Source organism: Bradyrhizobium sp. OK095 (assembly GCF_900109945.1).
In the GTDB taxonomy this organism is placed as follows: Bacteria; Pseudomonadota; Alphaproteobacteria; order Rhizobiales; family Xanthobacteraceae; genus Bradyrhizobium.
The window spans coordinates 1-25415 of the sequence record NZ_FOBX01000010.1 but is presented as its reverse complement, the minus strand read 5'-3'; the positions used below and the strand labels follow the sequence as shown (position 1 = coordinate 25415).

The 25415-nt window shown below is 62.8% G+C and carries 29 protein-coding genes; 22 read left to right on the top strand and 7 right to left on the bottom strand.

The features are described 5' to 3' along the window. Nucleotides 1–6: 6 nt before the first annotated feature. From BMW89_RS25275 to BMW89_RS37475, 13 genes are all read left to right on the top strand, one after another. A complete protein-coding gene (locus BMW89_RS25275) occupies nucleotides 7–2208 on the top strand; it encodes a portal protein (protein ID WP_092029854.1) in 2202 nt (733 codons plus the stop codon). A 3-nt stretch (nucleotides 2209–2211) separates the two neighbouring features. Continuing rightward, nucleotides 2212–2631 carry a hypothetical protein gene (locus tag BMW89_RS25270; protein WP_092029851.1) on the top strand — a complete coding sequence of 140 codons (420 nt, stop codon included), beginning with the start codon at nucleotides 2212–2214 and terminating at the stop codon, nucleotides 2629–2631. Beyond that, nucleotides 2631–3389, top strand: coding sequence for a hypothetical protein (locus tag BMW89_RS38040; RefSeq protein ID WP_177196303.1), 759 nt, complete (start codon nucleotides 2631–2633; stop codon nucleotides 3387–3389). Before BMW89_RS25270 ends, BMW89_RS38040 begins: the two co-directional genes overlap by 1 nt. Continuing rightward, on the top strand, nucleotides 3389–4057 hold the full coding sequence (locus BMW89_RS25260; protein ID WP_092029848.1) for a hypothetical protein: 669 nt from the start codon (nucleotides 3389–3391) through the stop codon (nucleotides 4055–4057). The genes BMW89_RS38040 and BMW89_RS25260 overlap by 1 nt, the downstream gene beginning before the upstream one ends. Nucleotides 4058–4130: 73 nt before the next feature. Next, complete coding sequence (locus BMW89_RS25255) at nucleotides 4131–5117, top strand: hypothetical protein (protein ID WP_092029846.1); 987 nt, start codon at nucleotides 4131–4133, stop codon at nucleotides 5115–5117. A gap of 178 nt (nucleotides 5118–5295) precedes the next feature. Further along, complete coding sequence (locus tag BMW89_RS25250; protein ID WP_092029844.1) at nucleotides 5296–6366, top strand: N4-gp56 family major capsid protein; 1071 nt, start codon at nucleotides 5296–5298, stop codon at nucleotides 6364–6366. Nucleotides 6367–6441: 75 nt separating this feature from the next. After that, nucleotides 6442–6843 carry a hypothetical protein gene (locus tag BMW89_RS25245; protein WP_092029841.1) on the top strand — a complete coding sequence of 134 codons (402 nt, stop codon included), beginning with the start codon at nucleotides 6442–6444 and terminating at the stop codon, nucleotides 6841–6843. A gap of 97 nt (nucleotides 6844–6940) precedes the next feature. Continuing rightward, entirely contained in the window at nucleotides 6941–7582 is a 642-nt protein-coding gene (locus tag BMW89_RS25240; protein ID WP_092029838.1) for a phage adaptor protein, read from the top strand. After that, nucleotides 7582–9063 (top strand): hypothetical protein, encoded by a 1482-nt coding sequence (locus BMW89_RS25235; RefSeq protein ID WP_092029835.1) that lies wholly within the window; start codon nucleotides 7582–7584, stop codon nucleotides 9061–9063. Before BMW89_RS25240 ends, BMW89_RS25235 begins: the two co-directional genes overlap by 1 nt. Continuing rightward, nucleotides 9060–9374 (top strand): hypothetical protein, encoded by a 315-nt coding sequence (locus tag BMW89_RS25230; RefSeq protein ID WP_092029833.1) that lies wholly within the window; start codon nucleotides 9060–9062, stop codon nucleotides 9372–9374. Before BMW89_RS25235 ends, BMW89_RS25230 begins: the two co-directional genes overlap by 4 nt. Beyond that, complete coding sequence (locus tag BMW89_RS25225) at nucleotides 9358–9768, top strand: hypothetical protein (RefSeq protein WP_092029831.1); 411 nt, start codon at nucleotides 9358–9360, stop codon at nucleotides 9766–9768. The genes BMW89_RS25230 and BMW89_RS25225 overlap by 17 nt, the downstream gene beginning before the upstream one ends. After that, nucleotides 9768–10637 (top strand): hypothetical protein, encoded by an 870-nt coding sequence (locus BMW89_RS25220; RefSeq protein ID WP_092029829.1) that lies wholly within the window; start codon nucleotides 9768–9770, stop codon nucleotides 10635–10637. The genes BMW89_RS25225 and BMW89_RS25220 overlap by 1 nt, the downstream gene beginning before the upstream one ends. 4 nt (nucleotides 10638–10641) lie before the next feature. Further along, nucleotides 10642–12156: a hypothetical protein gene (locus tag BMW89_RS37475; protein ID WP_143062825.1), complete on the top strand. Its 1515-nt coding sequence runs from the start codon at nucleotides 10642–10644 to the stop codon at nucleotides 12154–12156. On the opposite strand, the gene BMW89_RS37470 is transcribed toward BMW89_RS37475, so the two are convergent. Beyond that, nucleotides 12153–12599, bottom strand: a complete 447-nt coding sequence (locus tag BMW89_RS37470) for a hypothetical protein (RefSeq protein ID WP_143062824.1) — start codon at nucleotides 12597–12599, stop codon at nucleotides 12153–12155. The two genes, BMW89_RS37475 and BMW89_RS37470, sit on opposite strands and share 4 nt — an antisense overlap. Nucleotides 12600–12812: 213 nt before the next feature. Here BMW89_RS37470 and BMW89_RS25210 point away from each other — a divergent pair, with 213 nt between their 5' ends. From BMW89_RS25210 to BMW89_RS25200, 3 genes are all read left to right on the top strand, one after another. Continuing rightward, nucleotides 12813–15521 carry a hypothetical protein gene (locus BMW89_RS25210; protein ID WP_143062823.1) on the top strand — a complete coding sequence of 903 codons (2709 nt, stop codon included), beginning with the start codon at nucleotides 12813–12815 and terminating at the stop codon, nucleotides 15519–15521. Between the two features lie 150 nt (nucleotides 15522–15671). After that, nucleotides 15672–16379, top strand: coding sequence for a lysozyme family protein (locus tag BMW89_RS25205; protein WP_092029822.1), 708 nt, complete (start codon nucleotides 15672–15674; stop codon nucleotides 16377–16379). 1 nt (nucleotide 16380) lies between these two features. Next, complete coding sequence (locus tag BMW89_RS25200) at nucleotides 16381–17403, top strand: tail fiber protein (protein WP_092029820.1); 1023 nt, start codon at nucleotides 16381–16383, stop codon at nucleotides 17401–17403. Here BMW89_RS25200 and BMW89_RS25195 read toward each other — a convergent pair. Next, nucleotides 17396–18010, bottom strand: coding sequence for a class I SAM-dependent methyltransferase (locus BMW89_RS25195; RefSeq protein WP_092029818.1), 615 nt, complete (start codon nucleotides 18008–18010; stop codon nucleotides 17396–17398). The genes BMW89_RS25200 and BMW89_RS25195 overlap by 8 nt on opposite strands. A 181-nt stretch (nucleotides 18011–18191) precedes the next feature. Between BMW89_RS25195 and BMW89_RS25190 the strand changes: the two genes are divergently transcribed. From BMW89_RS25190 to BMW89_RS38035, 5 genes are all read left to right on the top strand, one after another. Beyond that, nucleotides 18192–18404 (top strand): DUF7940 domain-containing protein, encoded by a 213-nt coding sequence (locus BMW89_RS25190; protein ID WP_092029816.1) that lies wholly within the window; start codon nucleotides 18192–18194, stop codon nucleotides 18402–18404. Then, nucleotides 18397–19095 (top strand): lysozyme, encoded by a 699-nt coding sequence (locus BMW89_RS25185; RefSeq protein ID WP_092029814.1) that lies wholly within the window; start codon nucleotides 18397–18399, stop codon nucleotides 19093–19095. The genes BMW89_RS25190 and BMW89_RS25185 overlap by 8 nt, the downstream gene beginning before the upstream one ends. Beyond that, nucleotides 19092–19550 carry a hypothetical protein gene (locus BMW89_RS25180; protein ID WP_092029812.1) on the top strand — a complete coding sequence of 153 codons (459 nt, stop codon included), beginning with the start codon at nucleotides 19092–19094 and terminating at the stop codon, nucleotides 19548–19550. Before BMW89_RS25185 ends, BMW89_RS25180 begins: the two co-directional genes overlap by 4 nt. Before the next feature lie 195 nt (nucleotides 19551–19745). After that, on the top strand, nucleotides 19746–20090 hold the full coding sequence (locus tag BMW89_RS25170) for a hypothetical protein (RefSeq protein WP_092029807.1): 345 nt from the start codon (nucleotides 19746–19748) through the stop codon (nucleotides 20088–20090). 8 nt (nucleotides 20091–20098) lie between these two features. After that, nucleotides 20099–20251: a hypothetical protein gene (locus BMW89_RS38035; protein ID WP_177196302.1), complete on the top strand. Its 153-nt coding sequence runs from the start codon at nucleotides 20099–20101 to the stop codon at nucleotides 20249–20251. Between the two features lie 297 nt (nucleotides 20252–20548). On the opposite strand, the gene BMW89_RS25165 is transcribed toward BMW89_RS38035, so the two are convergent. The 5 genes from BMW89_RS25165 to BMW89_RS25150 all read right to left on the bottom strand — a co-directional run bounded on the left by BMW89_RS25165 (nucleotide 20549) and on the right by BMW89_RS25150 (nucleotide 24471). Further along, nucleotides 20549–20755: a hypothetical protein gene (locus tag BMW89_RS25165; protein ID WP_092029805.1), complete on the bottom strand. Its 207-nt coding sequence runs from the start codon at nucleotides 20753–20755 to the stop codon at nucleotides 20549–20551. Between the two features lie 15 nt (nucleotides 20756–20770). Then, nucleotides 20771–21001 (bottom strand): hypothetical protein, encoded by a 231-nt coding sequence (locus tag BMW89_RS37460; RefSeq protein WP_143062822.1) that lies wholly within the window; start codon nucleotides 20999–21001, stop codon nucleotides 20771–20773. Nucleotides 21002–21389: 388 nt separating this feature from the next. After that, nucleotides 21390–21917, bottom strand: a complete 528-nt coding sequence (locus BMW89_RS25160; protein WP_092029803.1) for a hypothetical protein — start codon at nucleotides 21915–21917, stop codon at nucleotides 21390–21392. Then, nucleotides 21914–23023 carry an FAD-dependent oxidoreductase gene (locus BMW89_RS25155; protein WP_092029801.1) on the bottom strand — a complete coding sequence of 370 codons (1110 nt, stop codon included), beginning with the start codon at nucleotides 23021–23023 and terminating at the stop codon, nucleotides 21914–21916. Before BMW89_RS25155 ends, BMW89_RS25160 begins: the two co-directional genes overlap by 4 nt. Continuing rightward, entirely contained in the window at nucleotides 23020–24471 is a 1452-nt protein-coding gene (locus BMW89_RS25150; RefSeq protein ID WP_244547675.1) for an MFS transporter, read from the bottom strand. Before BMW89_RS25150 ends, BMW89_RS25155 begins: the two co-directional genes overlap by 4 nt. A 63-nt stretch (nucleotides 24472–24534) precedes the next feature. Between BMW89_RS25150 and BMW89_RS25145 the strand changes: the two genes are divergently transcribed. After that, a complete protein-coding gene (locus BMW89_RS25145) occupies nucleotides 24535–25287 on the top strand; it encodes a GntR family transcriptional regulator (protein ID WP_092029796.1) in 753 nt (250 codons plus the stop codon). Nucleotides 25288–25415 lie beyond the last annotated feature (128 nt).

The following is a 25415-nucleotide window of genomic DNA, read 5'->3' as shown; positions in this document are numbered from 1 at the left end:
GCAAACATGACCGATACCGACAACGACCGCGATGCCTCCGCCTCGGAAGCCCGCAAGACCGTCCAGGATGCGGAGGCGATCTTCCGCAAGCTCAAGGGCCAGATCAAGCGCGACCATAACAGCGAGGGTCAGACCCGATGGCGGCGGGAGGCTCGCGAAGATTTCGCGTTCGAGGCCGGCGATCAGCTGACGGAAGATGACAAGCAAATGCTCAAGGACATGAACCGTCCTGTTGTCATCTTCAACCAAGTCGGAACCTACGTCGATAGCGTTTCCGGTCAAGAGATCGGCAACCGGCAAGAGGTGCAATTCATCCCGCGCAAGCAGGGTGACGTCAAAAAGAATGAGCTGCTGACCTCGGCGGCGAAGTGGTTTCGCGATCAGTCGGAAGCCGAGGACGAGGAGAGCGACGCCTTCCGCGACGAGATCATTTGCGGCATGGGCTGGACTGATACTCTGCTCGACTACGAGGACAATCAGGACGGCGATCCGAAGACGGAACGCATGGACCCGCTCGAAATGGGGTGGGACAGTTCGGCGAAGAAGCGCAATCTACGGGACACTCAGCGCCGTTTCCACATTCGCCGCGGGGTGCCGCTGGATGAGGCCCGCGCGCTCTGTCCTGGCGATCCTGAAAATCCCTTTGATGATGCGGACTACAACGCGACCTGGCTAGACGATCACGAGGAGGAGGGCGAAAACCCGCACCGCAACGACGGCCGCACCTACAACAAGGGCGAGCAGCTCGGCGAGGAAAGCGACGACGACGGCGTGACGATGATCCGCATCCAATGGATCGAGCGCGTCCCTGTTTGGCTCGTCCTCGACCCCGCGGACCCGACTGGCAACAACATCCTCACGCTCAAAGAGGAGGAATTCCGCGAGCTCGGGAAGCGGATGAAGATTGCTGGCGCACCCATGCCGAAATCCGTGAAGCAAACTCGCAAGGTCTATCGTCAAGCCTATTTGGGGAACGTGCTCCTGGAGATCGGTGACAGCCCGATCAAGGGGCAGTTCTCCATGAAGTGCATGACCGGCAAGCGCGATCGCAACCGGAATACCTTCTTCGGCATCGTGCGGGCGATGAAAGACCCGTCGCGCTGGGCCAACAAGTGGCTCATGCAGACGATGCACATCATGAACAGCACCGCAAAGGGCGGCATTGCCGCGGAGCGCGGGCAGTTCTTCGAGGATGACGGCGAGGGCGCGGCGAGCTGGGCGAAACAGGATCAGGTGACGTTCCTCAAGCCTGGAGCGCTCGGGGCCAACCCGAAAATGATCGCCAAGACGGCTGCGCAGTTTCCGCAAGGCTCGTTCGAAATGATGCAATTCGCCTTTGGGGCGATGGGGCGCGTGTCCGGCATCAACCTTGAAGCGGTCGGCATGCAGACTGGCGCCGGCCAAGCGGCCTCGCTGGATCTCCAGCGCAAGCAAGCCGTCATGACGCTGATGCAGCCCTATTTCGACGGGTTGCGGCGCTACCGGAAAGAGCAGGGGCATGCGCTCCTGTTCCTGATCGAGAACTATCTTTCGGACGGCCGGCTCATCAAGATCGAGGGCCCGGAAAACGCTCAGTATGTGCAGCTGATCAAGGCGCAAGCCTTCCCTGATGACGTGCAAGGCTATGATGTCATCGTGGACCCGGCGCCGACCTCGGCGAACCAGAAGGAAATGACCTGGGGCTTCCTCCAGCAGATCTTGCCCGTCATTGGCAAGATGCTGCCGCCGGCAACCTGGCTCGCACTGCTCAAGTATTCGCCGCTTCCGACGTCCGCTCAGAAGGACATTTCGGACAGCATGCAGCAGTCGCAGCAGCAGGGCGATCCTGAGCAGAAGAAGCGCGACGCCGAGTTGCAGTTCACGCAAGCGAAGCAGCAGGCTGACCTTCAAGGGCATCAGGCGCTTACGGCGGCAAAGGTCGATGGCATCCGGCAGGAGGCGGCCGCCAAGCGCGACGTTGAAATGGAGGGCGCTCGCCACAAGGCGACGCTCGACGCGCTCACTGCGCCCCCGCAGCAGGTTGTCGGGCCGGATGGGACGCCGATGGCGGTCCAGCATGACGGCGGTCAAGCCGCGCTCATCATGGCGTTTCTGACGGAAATGCGCCGCGACATGAACACGCTGGCGACGGCCTTCAACACGCCGAAACAGCTTATCCGCGACGCGCAAGGCAACATCACCGGCATTGCGCCGATGCAGCAGGGGTAAAAAATGGCCGCTTTCAATAAGTTCAACGCATTTGTGCACGACGTTTCCGCGAAGGTGCACAATTTCGACAGCGACCAATTCGCGGTCATGCTGACGAACACGCTGCCGGTCGCAGCCAATGCGGTGAAGGCCGATATTGCGGACCTCGCGGCAGGAAACGGCTACGTAGCCGGCGGCTTCAACGCGACTACGAATGCGAACAGCCAGACCGGCGGCGTTGAAAAATTTGTGCTCAACCCGGCGCAAATCACGGCCGCGGGCGGCTCGATCGGTCCGTTTCGATATGCGGTGCTCTACAACAAGACCGCTGCGTCGGGAAATCTCGTCGGTTGGTACGATTACGGGACGTCGCTGACGCTGACGAACGGCAATAGCTTCCTGGTCAATTTCGACGTCACCAACGGCGTGTTTACGATCACCTGATGCCCTCATCCCTCATCGACGTTTGCCGCTTCAACCCGACCGCGGGCGGCGCCACCGATTGGACTTATTCGAGTGCCGTCACGGGCTATCAAAGCCCGGCAGCAGCCGGCGCCGTCAATGGCGCGCAATACAGCTACCGCGCCGAAAGCGCAGACCTCTCGCAATGGGAGGTCGGGACTGGGGTTTATAATAGCGGGGCAGGGGTTCTCACGCGCGCGGCGGTGCTATTCAACTCGGCCGGAACCACCGCGAAAATCAGCTTCTCGGCGGTGCCACAAGTCGCCGTTGTCGCGCTCGCAGAGGATCTCGTTCGCGGCCAGACTGGGCACATCCCTGGTGAGCCCGGTACCGGGTCGGCTGCATCTGGCGAAATCGGCGAGACTTCAAAGGTCGCGTTCAGCCTCAGTTTTTCCGGGAGCGCTTCGCCTAAAAACTTGACCAGCATAATCGTCCCAGCAGGCGATCTCGAGTTGATGGCTCACGTTCAGGTCGAGAGTGGCGGTGCCATCACCTCCTCTGATTGGAGTTCGATCATATCGACGAATTCGACGCCCAGCATCTCAAACGCGAACTCGATCGACGGGCTGAACCACCACACCCGCATGCCGTCCGGATTAGACTACTCGGTTATGCATGTGCATGTTCCATATCCGGTCTCGAACGCGATCCCGACTACCTATTACCTTCACGGTCAGGTGACCTACAGCGGCGGCACCCCAAGTGCTAGCGGCTATATACGCTACCGTAGGCCGCGCTAATGTCGCTGCTCGGCTTTGATGCGGTTGGCCGGTTTTCCCTCGGGCAGGTTCGAGGTTCAACGACAACGGCAAATCTTGCTGCGTCGGTTGGCCCGTTCGCGGTCACGGGCTTCCCGGTCACGTTCACCATCAAGGAAGCGGCGGCATCCGCTTCGCTCGCGCTCACAGGGGCGGCGGCATCTTTCGCGGTGTCGGAGGCTGCGGCGGTTGGCGCCTTCGCGCTTGCCGGAAAAGCGGCATCGTTCGCGATCACGGAAGCGGTCTCGGCCGGCGCGTTCACCTTCAACGGAACTCCGGTTAACGAAACCATTCTAGAGGCCGAGGGCGCGGCTGCGTTCACCGTTACCGCCAATGACGCCCAATTGTCGCGGACGGGCTTCGACTACGATTTCCAGCAAGGCGGCATCGGTCACTTGCTAATGGAGATGCATCGGGCAAAGCAGCTCGCCGCGATCACGCGCACCATTCCGCCGCCGGTCGATCGACGGACGGCGCCAACGTTCATGCCGGCGGCACGGCCGGCCGCAGGAAGCCCGTGGGCGATTCCTGCCGAGATCGCGGCCACTCAGGCGGCCATGCAGCAAAAACGCGCGGAGGCGGTTGCGGTCGCGTCCAGAGCGGCAAAGAAACGGCGAGACGAGGAGGCAATCCTTCTGCTCGCTTCGTAACCCCGGATTATCCGGGCACGCGCGCGGCGCTCCGCGCATCGGTTGCCGGCCGTATCCGGTGGAAAGACGACGTATGAACGATGTGACCTCAACTGTTGGCCCTGCGCTCTCGGCCGATGAGACCAAGTTTTTCGAGACCGGCGGCGAAAGCGGCATTCCTGCGGAGAGCTCGGGCGCCGATGCCGGTGGCACGGTGGATGTGGGCGGCGGCGCGGCTGATGCCGGCGCAGCTGATGCTTCTGGCGATCAGGGCAAGAGCGGCGACGCGGCGAGCAAAACCGTTCCGCTGACGGCGTTGCACGAGGAACGCACTCGCCGCAAGGATCTCGACAAGCAGTTGCGCGAAGCGCAGCAGAAGCTTGCGAATTTCGAGGGCCGATTTGCTGTCATCGATCGCTTGCAGGGCGGTCAGCAGCAGCAGGCCGAACAGCCCGCGGGGCCTCCAAAGGCGGAGGACGACATTTTCGGCGCGGTCGATGCGCTGAACAAGCGGTTGGATGCGACGGACGCCGAGAAGAAGGCGGCGACTGAGCACACTGCGTTCGTCACCAACTACAAGAGCGACGCTGCGGCGTTCACCTCGAAGCAGGCCGATTACAAGGAAGCCTATGACTTCCTGTTCTCCTCCCGGGCAAATGAGTTGGTCGCGATCGGCTATGACAACCCGACCGAGCTCCAGCAGTCCGGCGCCAGCGCCGAACAGGTGCAGGCGGCGTGGAAGGCGCTCAGGGATGCTGTTCAAGGGGATGAAATCGCCGTCGCGCAAATGGCGATGTCCAAGGGTAAGAGCCCCGCGGAAATCATCTACGGGCTGGCAAAGCAGCGCGGCTACGCCAAGAAGGAAGCAGCCGCGGCAGATGCTGCGGCGCCCCCCTCTGGAGCCGAGAAGCTCGACGCAATCGAGCGCGGGCAAGCGGCCAACAAATCCCTCTCAAATACCGGGGGAAATGCCGGCGACCAGGACATGACGGCAGAACGTCTTATGAGTATGCCGATGGATGAGTTCGAGGCTTGGTGCGACAAGAACCCGGCCAAGGCTCGCCGGATTATGGGCGGCTAAGCTGCTCTCTCGCCCAACCCCAAGGGCACAAGGTTTCGCACGAACCTCAATCCGTGCGTTCGACCGGCGGTCGTAAAACGCCAAGCCCGCTCCGAAGGCTCCGAATTCGGTGATGCGCCAGACACGCGGCGTCACGCGGTCAAACCCATCACGAATTTCATCCTTTTCGGGGCAATAGATGACCACGACCACCTACGGCGTCAATGACGCCCTTTCCAACAAGCTGTGGGCCAAGAAGCTCAACGCCGAAGCGCTCAAGGAAACTTACTTCGGTAAGTTCATGGGCGAGGGCGCCAACAACATGATCCAGATGCGCACCGAGTTCGACCAGAACGCGGGCGATCAGGTCACCATCGGTCTGCGCGTCCAGCTCACCGGCGACGGCACCACCGAGGGCGGTACCCTCCAGGGCAACGAAGAAAGCCTGACCACCTACAACGACAAGCTGACCATCAACGAGCTCGCGCACGCCGTCCGCGTCAAGAACAAGGGCACGATCGACGCCCAGCGCGTTCCGTTCAACCTCCGCACGGAGGGCAAGGAAGGCCTGTCGGACTGGTTCGGTAACCGCTTCGATACCTGCATGGCAAACCAGCTTGCCGGCAACATCCTCGTGACCGATCCCCGGTACACGGGCAACAACGCCACTTCGGTAGCGACCAACATCATTCGCGCGAACAGCGCGACGGATGACGCGACCGTGAACGGCGACACCACCGCCACGATGAAGCTCAAGTACATCGACTTCTGCGTGGAACTCGCCAAGACGAATTCGCCGGTCATGCGCCCCGTCAAGGTCAAGGGCAAAAAGAAGTGGCTGATGTTCCTCCACGACTTCCAGGTGACCGATCTGCGCACCGACGCGGGCTCGGGCCAGTGGCTGGATATTCAGAAGGCCGCGCTGGCCGGCGGCATTGGCGCTGACAGCAACATCTACAGCGACAGCCTCGGCGAATACCATGACGTGATCCTGCACGAATGGTCCCGCCTGCCGGCCGGTATCTCCAATGCCGGCGTTGCTCAGGCCAACACCCGTCGCTCTGTGTTCTGCGGTGCGCAGGCGGCTGGCGTCGGCTTCGGCAAGGAGTTCGCCAAGGGCTCGCACTTCAAGTGGGTGGAAGAGCTGTTCGACTACGAACGCGAGCTCGGCGTTTCGGCGCAGACCGTCTGGGGCATCAAGAAGTCCGTCTACAACGGCGCCGACTTCGCGACGATCCCCGTGACCACCTACGCGGTCGCTCACCGCTAAGCCCTAGCGGCGGCGCTCCTTGAGGGCGCCGCTGTTGCTTCCACCATCGTTTTAACGCTCTCGGAAAGGGCAAGCATGTCTCTCGGTCGGCAGAATGCGTTGCAGGTCATTCACTACCTGCGCATCAAGGTCAATTTCAACGATGCCGGCATTGCGTCCGGTGTCGGTAAGCAGTGGCTGCCCAAGGGCGCGCTGATCCTCGGAACCGACGTCTATATCGGCGCGGTGTTCAACGCTGCCACCACCAACGTGCTGCTGGTCGGCACGGTCGGCGACGCCAATAACCTCATCGTCGCGGCCGGTGACGTCGATGAAACAGCGGTGGCGCTCACCAAGGGCATCAAGCCCACCGGTGCCGCGCTCGGCCCGCTGGCTGCGCCCAAACAGGTCCAGGTGACGTACACCCAGACCGGCACCGCGGCCACGGCTGGCACCGCCACCATCGTCATCGCCTACGTTCCCGACAACGACCAGTAAGCTTTGGACATCTGGCTTCACTTCGCGGGGGCGGCGGTTGTTCTTGCTGAACTGCCGGCGCCCCCGGTTTCTATTCCTCAACCGGCGGCGGTGACTGATGGGCTCGAAATCCCTGCAAACGATGCTGGATCAAATCGCGTCGGATCTGACGCGCGGCGATCTCGCAAGTCAGGCCCAAAGCGCAATTCTCGACGCGATCGACCATTACGCCCATGATCGGTTCTGGTTCAACGTCACGCGCTCCAAGACCTTCCAGACCGTCGCGAACCGGCAGGCCTATGACGGGACGGACCTCGCGCAAATTCCGGACGTGATCCAGTTTGACGGGCTGTTCTTGAAGGACAGCACGTCGGGATATTTCCTGACATGGCAGAACGCGGAGGAGGCGGAGTGGCTGATCTCCGGCTCGACCACGGGGCCCGGCCGTTCCACCGATTTCACCTATATTGACGGGCAAATTCTGCTCTGGCCGACGCCGATTGCGGCCTACACCATCCGCCCTCACATGCATTACCGCTTGCCCGCGCTCTCGGCGCCTGGCGACAGCAATGCCTGGCTGAACGAGGCGGAGCAGCTGATCCGCGCGCACGCGAAGATGCTCCTCTATGCGAACGTGCTGGAGGATGACACTGGCGCGACGCGGATGCAGGCGCAAATCCCGGCGCACAAGGCCAAGCTCGACGCGGAAACCTCGCGCCGGCTCTCGCCGCGCGCGACCACGGCGGGGCATAGCTTCTGATGCCGGTGATACCGTTCGGCGAGTATCGTCCTGACGTCTCGGATTATGAGGCAGCAACGGAACGCGACGTCCTGAACGTCGTTCCGCGCGGGGACGGTTATGGGCCGTTTCCGTCGCTCTCGGCGATCTCAGCGGCGCTCGGCGCTGATTGCTGCGGCGCCTTCACTGCCTACAAGACGGATGGGAGCGTTGTGGTGTTCGCCGCCACCTCAACCGACCTCTATAAGCTCGACAACACCACCTACACTTGGGCGAAGGTGTCAAAGGCCGGCGGGCCTTATGCCGCGATCCCGACCACGGATAATTGGTGGTTCCTGCAATTCAACAACCTGGTGTTTGCGGGACAGGTCAATGTGGTTCCTCAGGTATTCGATATTTCAAGCTCGACGGCGTTTGCGGATGGTCTCGGCAGTCCGCCGCAGGCGCGCTATGCCGCTGTGGTCGGCAAATTCATCGTGCTAGTCGGGCTTCTTTCTAGCCCGAACGGAATTCAATGGTCGGGACTGAATGACGTCAATTCGTCGCAGTCTTGGACGAGCGGCATCAATTTTGCGGATCAGCAGACTTTCGGCGATGGGGGCGTTTGCAGAGGCGTTGCCGGCGGGGACAGCTATGGCGTCATCCTCCAAGACACGGCGACGCGCCGTATGATCTTCCTCCCCGGAGATCCCCGCACGTTCCAGATTGAGCGGATTGCCGAAGGGCTCGGCATCTATGGGCCCTATAGCCTGATCCGCGCCGGCTCAACGGTCTATTTCTATTCGCTTAAGGGCTTTCAACGGATCGACCCTGGCGGCGTCCCGGTATCGATCGGCCGTGAGCGCGTTGACCGGACGTTTTTCGCCGATCTCGATGCATCGAACCTGCAATTGTTCGTTGGCGTCGCCGATCCGCGATCGACGCGCGTTCTATGGTTCTACAAATCGGTGAACGGTGTAGTTGGGCGCTTTGACAAGGCGCTTTGCTATGATCCGGCTCTCGACAAATTCACCCCGCTGCGGATGTCCGGCCGCTTCGTGTTCTCGATGGCGCAGCCCGGCATCACGCTTGAAGCACTCGCGGTGCTGTTCCCGAACCTCGACGCCATGACGCAATCGCTCGACAGTTTCCAGAGCGCGGTTGTTCCGGAGTTGGCTGCGTTCGACGGCAACAACGCCCTATCGTTCTTCCGCGGCCCGAACCTGGAAGCAAGCCTTGTGACGTCCGAACAGGGCACGAATGGTGACCGCGTGAGCGAAAAGCGAGGCGTGCGGCCGGTGACGGACGCGCCCGCTGTGTTCGTCTCGGCCTCGCGCCGTGAGAACCTGCAACAGGCGTCTCCCTATGGTGCAGAAAGCGCCCTCAATGCGGTGACGGGCATCTGCAACATGCTCTTGGATACCCGCTATAGCCGCTTCAAGGCACGCATTCCGGCGGCCTCGTCCTGGTCGTACATCAACGGTCTCGAACCGCAGAGCTTCAAACCTACGGGGCGCCGATGAGCGGATACGGCGTTTCGACCTCCGAAAAAGATCCGATGAAATTCGCCATCGCGATCCAATCGCTGTTTAACGGCCGATCGAACGCGGCCGGATCGACCTCACTCAACACCGGAACGGACACCTTAACGGTCGTATCCGCGCAGAACTGCGCTGCGCAATGCGCGGTGCTCCTGTTTCCGAAGAATGCGGCGGCGGCGTCAGAACTCGCCGCCGGCACTTGCTACGTTTCCGCCGTTGGCAAGCAGCAATTCACTATTACTCACGGCGCCAGCGCGGCGGCACGATCGTTTTTCTATGTCTGCATCGGCTGATCTCCTCTGTGTCCCGCCGCACCTCAAGCGGACCATCTGGCCGCTGGTCGCGGATCAGCTGCGCGCGGCCTATCTGAAAACGGATCTCGGCCACACGCGCGATCTCGAACATGACGTGCTGGAAGGTGACGGCGATTTATGGCTCGCGACGTCGGGGAACGACATCGACGCGGCCGCGGTGACGTTGCTCATGCGCACCGATCGGCACCTTGTTTGCCAAATCACTGCAATAGGCGGGAAGAACCTGGCGCGCTGGCTTGATCTGCTCCCGCAAATCGAAGCATGGGCAAGGCGTGAGGGAGCAGCAAGGCTGAGGATCATGGGGCGGCTCGGGTGGGCCGCGATCCTCAACGATTACCACGTTTCCAACGTCGTTCTGGAAAGGGCGCTTTAATGGGCGGAACTTCGACTTCCAAAAGCACCCAAACGTCTCAGCTCACGCCATACGGCGATGCGTCGAGTTCGCTTAGCGGCATCCTCGGCGGCATCAACAACCTTGTGCCGCAGGCCGGTACGCTTTCAAGCGGCCAGCAGGGCGCCATCAACCAGGTTGTTGCCAACTCCAACAGTCAGCCGAACTACAATCCCGCGATTGCCTCAGGCACCACGGGATTGCTGAATGGTGGCGGTGCTCAGAGCAATGACGCGGCGATAAAGTCCAACCTTGGCATGCTGCAAAACGGCATCGTCGGTCAGACCGCGAGCGGTGCCAACATCGGCAACAACGAGGCGCTGAAAGCGCAGCTCGATACGGTCGCGGCCGATACGTCTCAGGGCATCAACTCGAGTTGGGCCGCCGCCGGCCGCGACGGGTCGCCCGGCAATGCGCAGGCGGTTGCGCGCGGCGTTGCGCAGGCGCAGGCGCCCATCGTCGCCGCTCAGTACAATACCGACGTCAGCAACGCGCTGAACGCCGGTAACACGCTCTACAATGCCGGCAACACCACCTATGGGATGCTCAACGGCAACCAGGCGGCGGCCAACACCAATTTCCAGAACGGGATTGGCTCGGTGTCGAGCGGCCTCACGGCGGAGAACGCCGCGCCAACCGCGACCATCAACGCGCTGGCGCAGCAGTTCAACATCCCGGCTTCGCAGCTCACGACGCTGCTCGGCTCGGTGTCGCCGGTCGCTGCGCAGTTCGGCCAGCAAAACGGTTCGTCAACCAGCGAAAGCACGATGAGCCCGGCGCAGCAGTTTGCGCTTCTGGCCTCCGGCGTCGGCTCGCTGATGCCGAAGGGCCCGATTTCGTTTGGGAGCTAAGTGAATGGTTGGCCTTCTCGACATGCTCATGGGCAATAATGGCGCGGCCTCGCCGTGGGGCGCGCTTTATCCGTCACCGCTGCAAGGCGAGGCGGATCAAGCGCAACAGGCGCGCGATGCGGCAGCCGCTGTGCTGGCGGGTCGTTTCCGCGGCGCGTCGCACGCGCCCGCGGCTCCTGATCAAGCTCCCGATACGTTCGGGGCGAGCGCGGTGCCGTTCGGCTTCGCCGGTCCTGGTTCAATGAATGTCAATCCGGCCGATATCGCCGCTCCAGCTCCCATTCCTCCGGCTGCGCCTCCTGCCGCGACTCCGGCTCCTACTGTTGCGAGCGCGCCGGCACAGGCTCCGACTGATGCGAGTTCGGTCAACCGTTCGTCGGCGCCGGATGATTTTATCCCGGTCGGTGACTATCAGATGCCGGCGTTTCGCAGTCGCGGTGTTGCTCCGGACACGCAAGCGGCTGCGCCGTCCGCGCCTGCCTTGGCGCCTGCTCCATCCGCACCGGCTCCATCCGCACCGGCTCCAGCCGCACCGGCAACGGCTGCACCCGTGTCGGCGCCGTTCTCGCTCGGTGGTGTCGGCGATCGGCTAGGACAGTCCGCGCGCGGCTTCATCGGCAATCTGCACAATGGTCCGATTGCCGCGATTGCTGGCGGTCTCGGCTCGCTCATCACTGGCCAGGAAAGCGACCCGTCCGCCATCGCGCGCCAGAAGGTCAACGCGAGCGCGCAAGCGCTGGTGTCCAAGGGTGCTTCGCCGGCCGAGGCTGCGGCCGCGGTGAACAATCCTGCGCTGATGTCCGCGCTGATCAATCAGTATTACGGCAAGGACAAATGGGCCGTGGTGCAGACCGGAGAGGACGCGGACGGACGCAAGATCTTCATGCAGCAGAACCAGGTTGACGGTACGCTGCGGGCGCTCCCCGCCGGCTCGACCGTACCGGCGTCCGGTGGTGACAACACCGTCACCGGCCCAGATGGCAAGCCGATACAGGTTCCGCCTGGTGTCGATCGCAAAACCTTCATCAAGCGCGTTTCCGAGACGTCGGCGGACGCCGCGACGGGCAAGAAAACGGAAGCGCAGGCTAAAGCCTCGTCCTTCGCTGCGCGCATGCAGCAGGCCGAACAGGATCTGTCCAAGCTCCAGAACGAGGGGTTGAGCGGGACGCAGTCGATCACGTCCAGCATTCCGGTTGTCGGCAACTACCTGCAATCGACCGATCACCAGAAGTTCGAGACGGCGAAATCAGCCTTCATTACCGCATTGCTTCGGCAGGAGAGCGGCGCGGCGATCAGCAAGAGCGAATTCGGCCGCTACGAAAAAGAGTTGTTCCCGCAGCCCGGCGATGCTCCGGCGGTGGTGCAGCAGAAAGCGGCGCTCCGCTCGGCGGCCATCGATCAGATGAAGGGCGCGGCCGGCCCGGGCTATCAGCCGCCAGCCGCTCCCGCGGCTGCGACTGCAAAGCCGTCCGGATCGGTGAACGTCGGCGGTCAGGCAATCAAGTGGAGCGTCAATTAATGCCGCAACTCACGATCGGCGACAAATCGGTGACGGTAGGCGATGAGTTCTTGAAGCTCTCGCCGGATGCGCAGAACGCGACCGTTGCGCACATTGCGCAGCAGATCGGCGCCGGCGCGTCGGCGGCGCCGGAAGCACCTGCGGAGCCCGTCACCACAAACAACGTTGTGCGATCGGCTGCGACTGGCGTTCCCGTCATCGGCGGCCTCATGAACAAGCTCGACGCGGCGACCAACGCCGCGCTGGCGCCGGCTCTCAATCGGTTCTTTGCGCCAGAGGATCAGCTTGCGGAACCGACGTTCGGCGAGCGCTACGCGCATTCGCTGCGCGACCAGGAGGGCGCGGACAAGCGCTTTGCGACCGACCATCCCGTGATCGATACCGCTGCGCAACTCGCGGGCGGCATTGCCTCGACGGCGCCGTTTATGGCGGCAGCGCCGCAAGCGTTCGGCCTCACGGGAACGCTGCCTCAAATGGTCAAGAATGGCGCGATCTCCGGTGCGGCGCTCTCGGGCGCCGATGCGGCAACGCGCGGTGAGAACATCGGCGACGCGGCCGCGATCGGCGGTATCGTTGGCGGCGCCGCCGGCCCGGTCGGCAGGGGCGTGGGCAAGGTTGTTGCGGCGGTTGCCGATCGCGTGCGGCCGCCGGCCACCGTGGCGCGCAACCTCGAAAGCGTCGCTGGCGTCGATGTCCCGCTATCTCAGTCGCAAATCACGCAGAACCCAGCTCTATCGGCCGAAGAGCAAATCATGCTGCGCGGCGGCCGCGGCGACGCGGCGCAAGGGCAAGCACAGGGCTTCAAGGATCTCCAGGACGAGCGCGTTTCTCAGGCGCGCGACACGATCGCCGCCGGCCTCGATCCGACCGGGCAGAGCGCGCGCACCGCGCCGCAGGATGCGGCGGAGCGGATTGCTAGCGAGTTGCTAGCGCAGGAACAGCAGGGGCAAGCGGCCGCAGCCGGCGTTCATGCCGGCCCGATGTCGCCCGCACAGCAGGCCCAGGACATGGCGCGGGCTCTAGCGCCAGATGGGCAGCTGCGCGCTGCGTCGCCGATCGATGCCGGCGAAGTGCTTTCCGACCGTCTGGCAGCCGCGCGCGACACGGCGAAGGCGGACTATCGCGGGAAGTATGCCGCCGTTGACGCAGCGCCGGGTGAGTTCGCGCCGGGCTCTGCCGGCGGCTTCGGTAACGACGTCGAGCAGGGCTTGCGTTCGGCTGCGGTCTCGCTCGACAAGACCAACACGCCGAAGGCGCTGAACGCTCTCCGTGTCATTGATGAACATCTGAACGCGGTGGCGCCGGGACGGCCTGGCGAATTGCCGGGTGTCTCGACCAGCCATGCGCAAGACGTCGCCGACATCCGCGCGAAATTCGGCGATGACGTCGCGGCGGCTTACGATCGGCAAAAAACCTCGACTGCTAACCCGTTGAATTCGCGGGCCGGTACCGATGTTGGCCCCTCCAAAAGCTCGAGCTCGCAAGCATCGGCTCAGAAGGCGCAAAGCCTGCTCGAATTCATCGCCTCAAAGGGCGGCCTGGGGCCTGACGCTGAATTGGAAGCGATCGGCGGTCACGGTCACACCGTGAACGTTGAGGGCGTCGGGCGTCGCAAGCTGGTTAGGCAGGGCGGCTGGCCGCTCGACTACGCACGCGAGGCGGCGGAGGAGGCCGGCTATCTCCGCGGAAACCACAACGGAACGTCAACCGTAAACGATCTGCTCGACGCGATGGGCGCGGAAATGCGCGGCCAGAAGCACTATCCGGAAGGCTTTGAGGGGCACGTTGGCAAGCGGGAAGCCGCTGCGATGTCGGAACGTGAGCAGGCCGATTTTGCCCGGCACATGCAGGGTTTCGAGGATGATTTGCGCACCGCCGGCCACGGCGAATTGGCGCCCGAGGTAAAGGACCGCGCCGTTAAGCTGATGGCGAATGAGCGCCTGGACGCCGATACGGCCGTTGAGCATGCGTTCCGGCAACTGGAGCAGGAAGACGCCACGGGCGCGGCGCGCGCCGCGATTTTCCCGGGCGATGTCAAGCCGACCAAGGCGGCCGCCGATGCTGCTGCGCCGGCTGCTGGCTCTGGCTTCACCATGAAGGACGTCGAACAGGTCCGGAAGCAGATTTCGACGCTGTACGGCGACGCGCGCCGCGCCATGCTCGGCGGCGGCTCGGGCTCTGATCTTCACGCGCTGGAGCATATCCGCGATCAATTCGACGCGCGGGTTGAAAAGATGCTCGCCGAAGGCAAGTTCTCCGGTGATGGGCCGGCAGTCTTGAAGATGCAACAAGAGGCGCGCGCGGCGTTCACGGACTACAAGGCGAAATTCGCGAAGCGCGGCGCTGGCGACACGATCGGCGCGGCTGTTGAAAAGATCCTCGGCCGGTTCTCCGACACGCGGGCTACGCCTGACGAGGTGGTCAAGCTCGCCTATGGCTCCGCGACCGCGCCCGGCGGTCAAATGCCGGTCCAAATCGCCCAACGCATCTTGAAGATTTTTGGGGAAAACTCGGCGGAATTCGGCGCCTACAAGCAGGGCCTTTTCGCGCACCTGACTGCGGGGGAGCCGGAGGTTGCCGCGGATCGCGTTCGCGCCTTCCTTGACGGCAAGGGGCGCCTCCTGGCGCAAACCGTGTTCTCGCGGGGTGAGCGCGCATCGCTGGCGCAGTATGCCGACCGGCTGCGCTCCTCGATCCCGGTTGAACCGGAAAAGGGCGCGGTTGCGTCGCTTATCCGCAAGGTCGCTAACGGCGAAGCATCGCCGAACGAATTGGTCAACGCGCTGTTCGGCGCCTCTGGCAAGGGCGCCGGCTCGATGTCGGTACCGCTCGCGCAAAAGCTGAAAGCGTCGCTCCCGCCGGAAGCTTGGACTTCGGTGCGTCAGGGCATGTTCGAGAAGCTCACGCGCGCGGGCGAGGGAAAAATCGAGTTCGAGGCTCAGGCGCTTTCGCAGCGGCTGCACGAATTCCTGAACGAGAGCGGCTCGCAGCTCGCGCGCACGCTCTACTCGCCGCAGGAAATCGATCTCATGCGCAAGCTGGCGAGCGTCTACAAACAGATGATCCCGGTGAAGGGCACCACAAACCCTTCAGGGACCGCGCCTATGCTGGCGCGCATGGCCGGCGGCTTGCGCTCGACGTTGCTCCCGCTGCTCGGCCTGACGCATGGCGGCTTGCCTGGCGCGGCAATGGGCGCGGTGCTCGACAAGGGCGTGACCGCGGCACGCAATGCGAACGACGCGCGCAAGGCTACGGAATTGTTCTATGGGCAGCAGGCGAAGCGGCTACCGGACCCGCGGTTCTCGCAAGCAACCGGTTTGCTGGCTCAAGGCTCAATGACGGCAGAACGGCGGCGCTCGCGATGATCGTACCAGCGCGCGGCGCCGTACATGGCTGCAATTGTCAGGAGGCCGCCGATTACCCCGAAATTTCCGACGACTTGATGGGCGCCGAAATTAACGGCCTCCATCGCGGCCGCAAAGAGAACCAGGCAGACCAGAATTCTAGGGCGCAAAATGGGCCTCGTTGATCGTATCGTCACTGTCGAAAGCGGCGGTAACCCGAACGCACAAAACACCCGTTCGTCTGCCGGCGGGGCCGGGCAGTTCATCGATAGCACGTGGCTTTCGATGCTTCGCCAACATAGGCCGGATTTGGCCGCTGGCAAGTCTGACGCGGATCTGATCGCGCTCAAGACCGATCCCGGGTTGTCGCGCGAAATGACGGGCGCCTATGCGGGCGATAATGCCGGAATTCTGTCCAAGGCCGGCCTGCCTGTAACGGACGGAACGCAGTATCTGGCGCATTTTGCCGGTCCCGGCGGCGCGGTCGGGCTTCTGAACGCCGATCCGACCGCGCCGGCTGCCTCGGTGCTCGGGCAGCGCTTCGCCAGAGCTAACCCGACTATGGCGAACATGTCGGCCGGCGATGTCGTCGCTTGGGCCGATCGCAAGATGGGCGGTGGTAGCGGCTCTGCGCCGGCAGCGGCGCCTATGGCGATGGCAGGGCCTGCCGGGGCCGCTGATGCGCCGTCGAGTTCGCCGGCTCCGTCACAGGATCAGGCGCCAGCCAAGCCGCAGGCGAGCGCTTCAACGTGGCAGGCGCCGCCCGTCATCACGTCAGACCAAATCGCCGCGCTCGCGGCCGTTCCGCAAGCGCAAGCCATCCAGCAGCGGCCGTTGATCCTCGGCCGCCAGCTCGCACCGTTTTCTTTGAGGGGGTAAAATGACGCTCTATAAGTGGTCTCAAACTGCATCCGCGGACGCAACGGCTGATAGCACCATCAATTGGGCTGAGGGGCAGTCGCCGGCCAGCGTGAACGACAGCGGCCGCGCGATGATGGCGGCGATCTCGAAGTACCGCGACGATATCGCCGGCGCGATCGTGACCAGCGGCACGCTCACGGCCTACACCGTGGCGAGCTTTCAGCAGTTCGACACGCTTGCGCACCTCGACGGCAAAGAGATCGCGTTCACGCCTCACGCGACGAACGGCGCGACCGTCACCCTGAGCGTTGATGGCCTTGGCAATAAGCCGCTGCGATCGGCGCCGGGGACCGAATTGCCCGCTGGCATCCTCGTCCAGGGCACGCCTTACGTTGCAGTCTACAACAACGGTGATGGCGCGTTTTATCTCCGCGGCTTCTTCGGTTCGCCGTACCTGATCCCATTGGGTGGCATGATCGATTTCATCGGGGCAACTGCACCGAATAGCCTCTTTGCTCTGCCCTTCGGTCAGGCAATTTCGCGGACCACTTACGCGACGCTGTTCGCGATGGTCGGGACTACCTATGGTGCCGGCGATGGCACGACGACTTTCAACGTTCCGGATCTGAGGGGGCGCGTCGTCGCCGGCAAGGACGACATGGGCGGCAGCGCCGCGTCTCGCCTGACTGCGGCAAATTTCGGAAGCAACCCTCAGGTTCTCGGGTCAGCGGGTGGCGCCGAAGGCTTCAACCTTGCCGCCAATCAGATACCGTCATTGACTTCTGTGAACGCCTCTCAAGCGATCAGTGTAACGTCATCGCAAACCAACGTTCCCAGCGGTCCGAACATTAACAATGCGCTCCAAACGCCAAATAATGGGCCATACTCGGTGATAGGAACGGTATCCGGTCTCGCAACCCTCAGCCAGATCACCTCGACCGGCAACAATTCGATCAGCGTTACATATACGAATGCCAGCCAGCAGGTGACGAAGTCGGTTCAGCCAACGATCATCGCTAACAAGATCCTGCGGATCATCTGACGAACTCGAACCAATCGGGGCCGCTCGCTTCAACGCGGTAGCCCCGATGGGCGCGTTCGAATTCAGTCCGGGAGAGGCTCTTGCGCTCGTAGACAACGGCCTTCGTTGAGAAACGGAAGCTCGGGCCGTTCTCGATCAGCATTGAGCGCTGACGCTCGGAAATGGACTCATCTGACAGGAATAGGCGCTTCCAGCTGATACGTGAGGCGCCGACGCCAGCAAGCTCACGGACTACATCGATCGGGGCAGGCGTGTATTGGAGCGCGCCGCTCGAATGTACCAGGTCAACCGCGCCAAGCCATGTCGCAGCGTCGCTGACAGTCTCGAAAAATCGCAGGTTGTCCGTCGCGAGCTGCGAGGCCTGGCGCACCATGGCGGGAGTTTCGACTACGGCCCAGCGGATAGCGGGCGCCTCGCGCCGCGCGAGCTTGTAGTGGATGCCGCAGGCTCCGCCAAAGTCCAAGACGGTCTCGACGCCGCGGATCTCGGGCCACTCGCCGGCCGGCTCTGCGGCGGCAGTCTTCGCGAAAATCTCCGAAACAAGCTCGGGATGTTCGTAGCCTTCAATGGTGGAGGTGGGGAGCAGTCGGAGGATACGTGCCAGCATCTGGCGACAATGCCTTACAACCGCAGATCGTGCAATATGCAGAAACGATCGAGCAACGCTTCGACATTCGACGTTTGGCCAACTGGAAAGGAAGCATAAGCCGCGCGCTACCTGCGTCGCCTCGTTGCGCGCCCGGCCAAATCACGCGCGGATATCCCCTCCATCCTGAGAGGTGAGGGGCATGAAATTTATCGACAATTGGGGAAGCGAATTGCACCGGCTCTGGAGCATTCGCTTTTCCATCGGGTTCGCGGTGTTCACCGGCGTCGCAACGGCGATCGCTGGCTTCGGCGAGGTGCTGAACCCGTATTTCCTGCTCGTCCTTTGCGTGGTGGTGAACCTGGTTATCCTTCCGTTGGCGCGCCTGGCAAAGCAGGAGGCGCCCAATGGGTAACAAGGCAAAAACCGCCGTCACGGTTGTGACGGCCGGCGCCATGGCGATTGCCCTGCCGGCCATCAAGAAGTCGGAGGGCTACTGGCCCACAGTGAAGGGCGACAAGCTCGCCAACAACCTTCCGACCGGCGGTTATGGTGAGACAGTCGGCGTGAAGATGGGTGAGACCCACGACGAAAAATATTGGTCGGATCTGTTGGAGAAGCATCTGCGGGAGGACTATGGCCGCCACCTGGATGAATGCATTCACGTCCAGCTTCCGGACAGCGCCGCAGCCATGGCTATGTCCACCGCCATGAACGCAGGATCGGGTGCGGTGTGTGCGTCCCCGATGGTGCGCCGATGGAATGCGGGCGACTTCCGCGGCGGCTGCAACGCTATGCGTGGCTGGCGCATAGGCTCGCATCCGCATGGCCCCGGAGGTCCGCTTGTGGTTCAGCCAGGCCTCATCAATCGCCGCAATAAAGATGCTGACAAGTGCATCGCTGGCATCGATAAGCCGCCCAAGCCCGTCATTGTGGCCGAACCCTCGCATGCGCCGCAGCAGGCTCCCGCTCCAGTGGGGGTGTCGAACCCACCCTCGACACCTCTTGCGCCGATAGCCAAGGCCGAGCCTCCGCCGGTGCCGTGGTGGAAGGCGCTGCTCGCGCGGCTTCGCTGCTGGATCTTCATCTGCGAGGTGACGAAATGATTTGGGACATCATGGCGTCGGATCTCGTCCTCTCGCTGCTCGGGCTGCTGCTCGCGGCCGCGGCTGTAGTCGGCTGGTTTCCGCTGCTCAAGTACGTTCCGGCGATCGGGGCTTATGTCCCGGTCGCGCGCTTGGTCGCGGTGTTGGTTCTGATCGCCGTTTCCTTCTTGATGGGGTTCCGAACGTCTGACGAACGGGAAAGCATGGAAAAGCTACGCGCAACCTTAGCGGCGCGTGAGGCTGACATTGCAATAGCGGGCAAATCGGCCACGGATGCAGCCATGCGAGCAAATCGCATTGAGGCGGACACGGATGCGCGGCACCAAGACGATGCGGCCTATATCGAAGCTCTGGAAGCTGACAGCGCTTGCGCCTTCGATCCTTTTGGCGGCGTGCGCTCACGCCCCGGAAATGCCGTCAACGCCGCAGCGCGACCTTCCGCCGGCTCCCGCTAGCATCATGAAGGCGCCCCCGGTGCCGTATCTCGATGCCACCTGTCATTTCCCCTGGTACGGGGTGAAGGGCTGCAAGGGCAAAGATACGCGGGCCATGCTTCGACTGACGGTGAGCGATGACAAGGCTCTCCGCCAGCGGGCCGGCGCTTCGCTCGGGTGGTTCGAGACCGTCCGACGCGACTATGGGTCGCGCTGATGTCGGACGGTGACAACGCCATCACGTTTCAAATTCTGAACAAGCTGGGTGAGGTGCAAAACCAGCTCGGCGCGCTCGGTGCGCAAACCACGGCGATCCTGGCGGAGCAGGGGCGCGCCAGCACCGGCCGGAGCGAGATTTACGCGCGGCTCGAAGCTCTCGCGCTCAAGGCCGCCGAAGTCGATCGTATCGCACCGCTCGTTGACAAGCACGAAATTGCACACCAGCGCGGCGCTGGTGTCGGACATTTCATCGGCGCGGCATGGGCGGCCGTCTCGGGCGGCGTTGTCGCCGGCCTCGCGCTCCTCGCAAGCCACTACCTGAACGCCCCTCCGGGGCACTGAGGCGCTGCATGTTGAAGCCGTTGCTGCTGTCGGTCGCGATCCTTGTGACGCTCTACGCGGCCTGCGAGGCGATCTACATCCAGCGCCATCGGCCGGCGACCGATCCCTACGCTTGTTGGGGGGGCATCGCGTTCGGGGAGTTTTTTCCCCAAATTTGTTGACAAGGTTGCCAAGCGTAATAAGGTCGCTAAGTGGAAAAAACCACACGCCTGAAACGCAACTGCCGCTCCGGTTTCCCGAAGCGGCAGCAGAGTTACGCTCTTCTCGTGCGGTTATTCCACACTAAGCACCACCATCCTTCCGGTTGGCCCGAATCAGGGGCTTGGTAGCGGGACCACCCGCCAGTTCAGCGAATTGATAGCCGTCCTCGAGCCACCGAGGGCGGCTTTTCGCCGAACAGGGGGATTGTGGGCGTTTTGCTGACGTCTGTCTAGGTGTTAGGCACCACCAAGTTGCCTCTACGAACCATCAAAATTGGCATCCCTCTTCATGAGCTGGAATAGCTCTCGGACTTCGGCCAACGTCACGCGGGTCCGTGTCTGCCTTGTCAGCTCCTCAGCCTGGCGTGCGGCTAGCGCCGTCCGTTTGTCCTTGTCCTTCGTGACGTGATAGGCGCGCAAGTCGTTCATGAACGCCTTGGCGGCCTCGGGCGGGATAACAATCACTCCCGGATCTCCGTTTCAGCGGCCGCCACGTTCCCAAAGCTTCTTTTTGACGAGGCTTTGCCGGTACTCCGGATCGGAGCAATAGCGTTCCGCGTCTGGGAGGGCCACCGGGGAAAAATGTCTCACAGGGATGCCATTACATTGTGCCGTCCACCAGTCGGCCGGCAGCCCGTGCGGCTCAACCTTCATATGAACCAGGTCATAGGCTTCGTTCGGGTCATTGCCCGGAATAGGATCATTTGGCATGCCACGAAATCTTTGCCATGCTAAATCGAAAGGCAAGTGGATTCAGCGCCCGTTAAATTTGCCCTTTGCCATAAAAAGGCGAGCAAAAACAATGGTAGCCCCTCGCCTGGGAGACTAGGGGTCGGAGGTTCAAATCCTCTCGCTCCGACCAATTTTTCCAAATCATCTGTCGGGTGGATGGACCGGGGGCGTGGAGCCTGCGGCCGTCGGTGACGCATGCGTGCGATCGATGCCTGCCGGCTGCTGCGGCGACCGATTGCGACAAGAATTTCGAAAACAACCCCATGCACAGTAGCGAAGTCATTGGCGGATGATGTTTTTCCGAAATTCAGTTGACGCGTCGGGCAAAACAGTGGCATGATGTCATCCTGCCAGCCACATCACCCCGCTAACCCAACTCCGATCCCAGCGCCTGCTCGAGCAGTTTCCGGCTCGGCTCGTAACGATTGACGAACTGGTCGATCAGCAGGGGCGTGCGTCCGGTACGGCAGGCCTCGATGGTGTCGGTGATGTCGGCGAGCTTCATCTGGATCGCGGCCTGATTGCCGGAGGCGCAGAGCTTGCGGATGTAGTCGAGATAGATCGCGCATTCGGCGGGGCCGACATCCTGGAAGCGGCGGTAATAATCCGCGTTCGGAGGGGGCGTCTGGATCTCGATGATCTCGCGGGCTTCCCGGCTGACCCCGAGGGTATCGAGCATCTCGCGTCCGCCGCCGCGCTCCATCATCGCATCGTGCAGCAGGGCCGATTCGATATGGGCGCGGGTTGCGTCCGGTTTGCGGAAGATGAGGCGGAGCGCCACGCGCTCGAAATGCTGCGCCCAGGGCCGACCGAGATGATCCTTGATACCGGCTTGTTGCTGGTCCACGGCGGCGACGATGTCAGTGTACCAGGATTCGCTTGGAACGAGTGTCATGCGTTGGTCCCTTCTTGTCCGGCGTGTTTGCGATCCGAATCCTCGGACGAGAGCTCGACGAGCCGCTGCTCGGACGGGCGAACGGCGCGACTGAGGCTGCGTTGGCTGGCGACGTCCTCGACCCGGCGCTGCCACCCCTCGACCATCGGGCGCATCGCGACTTCCCAGTCGCCAAGCGCGGCATCGATGTCGTCAGCGTGGGCAACGGCCGCCGCGAGCGCGACGGCGTTGACGATGCTGACGCCGGCACCTTGCCCCAGGCTCGAGGGCATCGCATGGGCCGCATCGCCGACGATCGCCGCGCGTCCGCTCGACCAGGTCGAAAGCGTCGTTGTTGCGTAGCGGTCGTGGCGGCCTGCGCTGCCAACCCGCCGCAATGTCGGCGCGAGATCAGGAAATCTCGCGGTCCAAAGCGCACCGGCAATTGGAACGGACGTCGCCTCGATATCGGTGATCGGCGCCATCAGGCAGAAATAGAAAGCATCCGGGCCGCACGGCGTGTAGAGCACCCGCAACGGACGTCCCCGGTAATCATAGTAGTCGTGAATGCTGTTCCATTTGTCGTCGCGCAGTCCGCCGCGATCGAGAAGAATCCGCGTGATGCCGTCCTGGTGTGGGACGCGCGTGATCGGAATCTCCAGAGCTTGTGCGATCGTCGATCTCACGCCGTCGGCGGCGATGACCAGATCGGCTTCGAGCCGCGTGCCGTCTGCGAGGATCAGCACGCCACTCGGATCTGCCGCAACGGCCCTCGATCCGCCGACGATGCCGACGCCGGCGCGCCTCGCCGCATTGATCAGCGCGACATGAAGCAGCGCCCGCGTCGTCGTGACGATATTTCCGTCCGTGGATGCATTCGATTGCCGCGCGCCGTCGATGTAGACGCAATGCGCGGCAGGCTTGAAAGCCCCAGTCATGAAATCGTCGTAGGCACCAGTCTTGCGAAGGGCGGCATGGACGAAGCCGTGGACATAGAGACCGGCGCCGACGCTTCTTGGCTCGGGATCGGCCTCGTACACGGAGACGCGCCATCCTGCGCGTGCGAGCACGGCGGCCGCTGCGAGGCCGGCATAGCCGGCCCCGGCAATCATTGCTGTCCGCGTCATTCGGCCGGTGCCTCAACGGCGTTTGCCGGTGCGGCAACGTCGCGCGCAGACGACGTTGCCTCGAGCGTCTTGCCCTTCGTGTTGGGGCCAACCAGCGCCACCACGATGATGCTCGCGATCAGCAGGCCGTCGCTCACCAGGAAGAGTGCGAGCCGCCCGTGCAGCACGGCGAAGATCCCGAACGCCAGCAGCAAGAGGATGCCGCCAACGCGTCCCCAGGCCGAGGCCATTCCCATCGCCGTCGTCCGAATTTCGGTCGGATAGAGCTCAGGTGTGTAGGTGTAGATGCAGGTCGAGCCGTTGCCGAGGAAGAAGGCGGTGAACCATGCACAGGCCATGATCGTGGCGGGCGTGTTCGCAAGGCCAAACAGCGTGCTCGAGATCCCGATCCCGGCGAAGCAGATCATCAGCCAATATTTCCGGCCGACCAGGTCGAGGAAGTAGCCCGCACCAATATAGCCGGGGATGAAGCCCGAAAAGATCACGACGGTGAACTCGGTCGATCGCACGATGGAGAAACCATCCATGGCGAGCAACGTCGGAAGCACGGATTGGAAGGTGTAGAGGACGCCGTATTCGGTGAACCACACGAGCCAAAGCATGAGGGTGACCGGCAGGATGGCGGGGGCGATGATCTCGCGCCGGCTGACCGGCCGGGTGTTGACGGGCGCCGCGACCGGAACGACAGGTGGAAGAGTCCCGCCGGTTGACCGTGCGACCCGCGCTTCGATTGACGCGACAATCCGTTCAGCCTCCTCGGTGCGGCCCTGACTCATCAGCCATCGCGGGCTCTCCGGCAGGAAGGTCCGCATCAGGCCGATCAGGAGTGCGAACGGGAAGGTGAGCGCGAGCGTCCAGCGCCAGCCGACCGTCGGGATCAGCAGGAGGGCCCAAATGGGGGACAGAGCGATGCCGACCGCGAAGAAGGCCATCATCCAGCCGTTGAAGCGGCCGCGAAGCCGCGAGGGCCACAACTCCGCCAGATAGGGCGGCACCACGCAGCTCTCCATCCCCACGAAGATCCATGTGAAGAAGTTCAGCAGGCAGAAGACCTCGATGCCGCCGGAAAGCGCGCGGGACGCGGAGAACAGGGAGTAGAGGCCGAGGCTCCAGGTCATGACGGCCTTGCGCCCGAACCGGTCGGCGACGAAGCCGACGACAAGGGATCCAAGCAGATAGCCGCTGAGTCCGATCGCCGATGTCACGCCGAGAGCGAGCGGGCCGAGGTTCCACTCGGTTCGAAACGCTGCGAAAGCAAAGCCGGTGACGGCCGTGTCCAACGTATCGAAGAACAGTGAAAGCCCAGCAATGATAAGAACTTGAATATGGAAACGGGAGGGAGGTAGCCGGTCGATGCGGGCAACGAGCCCTTGGGCAGTGATGCTCATGGACGAGATCCTTTGCTTGCGCGAAAACGGCCCGGCAGTCGCCCTCGCATTGCGCGGCACCCGTGATAGGATGTTGTGCATGCACAGTTTATGCACGGCGTATAAAGCAAGGCAAGATATTTCATGATGGCCAGCAGACCACCTCCGCCGCCGGGTAAAGGGAAGGGCGTCGAGTTCGCCTACACGGCGCTCCGGCGCGAGATCGTTTCCCTCACCCTGCGACCCGGGACCCCGCTTGATGAAGCTGTCCTGGCTGCAAGGCTGGGGCTCTCGCGAACACCCGTGCACGAAGCGCTCGTCAGGCTCGCCTCGGAATCGCTGGTGGTGCTGCTGCCGAACCGCGGCGCAAGCGTCGCGAGTCTGAATTGGGATGACGTCCGGGAGATGCTCGAGGCGCTCGATCTCGCGCAGCGGGTCGTCAACAGGTGGGCGGCGTTACGCCGAACCGAAGCCCACCTCGCGGAGATAGAAGCGGAGCGGATTGCCTTCGAACAACATGAAGCAGCGGGTCGCGCGGATGAGATGAACGAGAGCAATTGGCGGTTTCATGCGCTCATTGCCGCCGCCTGCGGCAACAAGCTCATCGAACGCAACTATCTTCATCTGCTGACGCTCGCGTTGCGGATTGCGTATCTCGCCTACGACGTCGAGCATTTTGCTTCGAAGGCTGCATATCAGAAGCACATGAACACGATCCTGACCGAGCACATCGCCATGGTCGCGGCGATCAGGGCCAGGGATGCCGACAAGGCAGATGCTTTGGGGCGTTCGCACGCCGATCTCGGCCGGCAACGCATTCAGGATGTCCTCACGAGGGGGGTGAGCAGTGCGCTCGATATCGCACTCGATCATCCGATTGCGATGTTGAAGCAATGATGGTGTGGCCGGGCTGAAATCACGGTGACGTGCTGGACTGCACCCCTCGAGTGAGACACGATAATCTCGGTGACAGGCATTCCGAGGATGACCTGTGGCAGCAAGAGGGAAGAACCGTCAGTTTCCGA

Coding starts and splice junctions, on each gene's coding strand:
- BMW89_RS25275 (WP_092029854.1), top strand. CDS start 7: ATGACCGATACCGACAACGACCGCGATGCCTCCGCCTCGGAAGCCCGC.
- BMW89_RS25270 (WP_092029851.1), top strand. CDS start 2,212: ATGGCCGCTTTCAATAAGTTCAACGCATTTGTGCACGACGTTTCCGCG.
- BMW89_RS38040 (WP_177196303.1), top strand. CDS start 2,631: ATGCCCTCATCCCTCATCGACGTTTGCCGCTTCAACCCGACCGCGGGC.
- BMW89_RS25260 (WP_092029848.1), top strand. CDS start 3,389: ATGTCGCTGCTCGGCTTTGATGCGGTTGGCCGGTTTTCCCTCGGGCAG.
- BMW89_RS25255 (WP_092029846.1), top strand. CDS start 4,131: ATGAACGATGTGACCTCAACTGTTGGCCCTGCGCTCTCGGCCGATGAG.
- BMW89_RS25250 (WP_092029844.1), top strand. CDS start 5,296: ATGACCACGACCACCTACGGCGTCAATGACGCCCTTTCCAACAAGCTG.
- BMW89_RS25245 (WP_092029841.1), top strand. CDS start 6,442: ATGTCTCTCGGTCGGCAGAATGCGTTGCAGGTCATTCACTACCTGCGC.
- BMW89_RS25240 (WP_092029838.1), top strand. CDS start 6,941: ATGGGCTCGAAATCCCTGCAAACGATGCTGGATCAAATCGCGTCGGAT.
- BMW89_RS25235 (WP_092029835.1), top strand. CDS start 7,582: ATGCCGGTGATACCGTTCGGCGAGTATCGTCCTGACGTCTCGGATTAT.
- BMW89_RS25230 (WP_092029833.1), top strand. CDS start 9,060: ATGAGCGGATACGGCGTTTCGACCTCCGAAAAAGATCCGATGAAATTC.
- BMW89_RS25225 (WP_092029831.1), top strand. CDS start 9,358: ATGTCTGCATCGGCTGATCTCCTCTGTGTCCCGCCGCACCTCAAGCGG.
- BMW89_RS25220 (WP_092029829.1), top strand. CDS start 9,768: ATGGGCGGAACTTCGACTTCCAAAAGCACCCAAACGTCTCAGCTCACG.
- BMW89_RS37475 (WP_143062825.1), top strand. CDS start 10,642: ATGGTTGGCCTTCTCGACATGCTCATGGGCAATAATGGCGCGGCCTCG.
- BMW89_RS25205 (WP_092029822.1), top strand. CDS start 15,672: ATGGGCCTCGTTGATCGTATCGTCACTGTCGAAAGCGGCGGTAACCCG.
- BMW89_RS25200 (WP_092029820.1), top strand. CDS start 16,381: ATGACGCTCTATAAGTGGTCTCAAACTGCATCCGCGGACGCAACGGCT.
- BMW89_RS25195 (WP_092029818.1), bottom strand. CDS start 18,010: ATGCTGGCACGTATCCTCCGACTGCTCCCCACCTCCACCATTGAAGGC.
- BMW89_RS25190 (WP_092029816.1), top strand. CDS start 18,192: ATGAAATTTATCGACAATTGGGGAAGCGAATTGCACCGGCTCTGGAGC.
- BMW89_RS25185 (WP_092029814.1), top strand. CDS start 18,397: ATGGGTAACAAGGCAAAAACCGCCGTCACGGTTGTGACGGCCGGCGCC.
- BMW89_RS25180 (WP_092029812.1), top strand. CDS start 19,092: ATGATTTGGGACATCATGGCGTCGGATCTCGTCCTCTCGCTGCTCGGG.
- BMW89_RS25170 (WP_092029807.1), top strand. CDS start 19,746: ATGTCGGACGGTGACAACGCCATCACGTTTCAAATTCTGAACAAGCTG.
- BMW89_RS38035 (WP_177196302.1), top strand. CDS start 20,099: ATGTTGAAGCCGTTGCTGCTGTCGGTCGCGATCCTTGTGACGCTCTAC.
- BMW89_RS37460 (WP_143062822.1), bottom strand. CDS start 21,001: ATGCCAAATGATCCTATTCCGGGCAATGACCCGAACGAAGCCTATGAC.
- BMW89_RS25160 (WP_092029803.1), bottom strand. CDS start 21,917: ATGACACTCGTTCCAAGCGAATCCTGGTACACTGACATCGTCGCCGCC.
- BMW89_RS25155 (WP_092029801.1), bottom strand. CDS start 23,023: ATGACGCGGACAGCAATGATTGCCGGGGCCGGCTATGCCGGCCTCGCA.
- BMW89_RS25145 (WP_092029796.1), top strand. CDS start 24,535: ATGATGGCCAGCAGACCACCTCCGCCGCCGGGTAAAGGGAAGGGCGTC.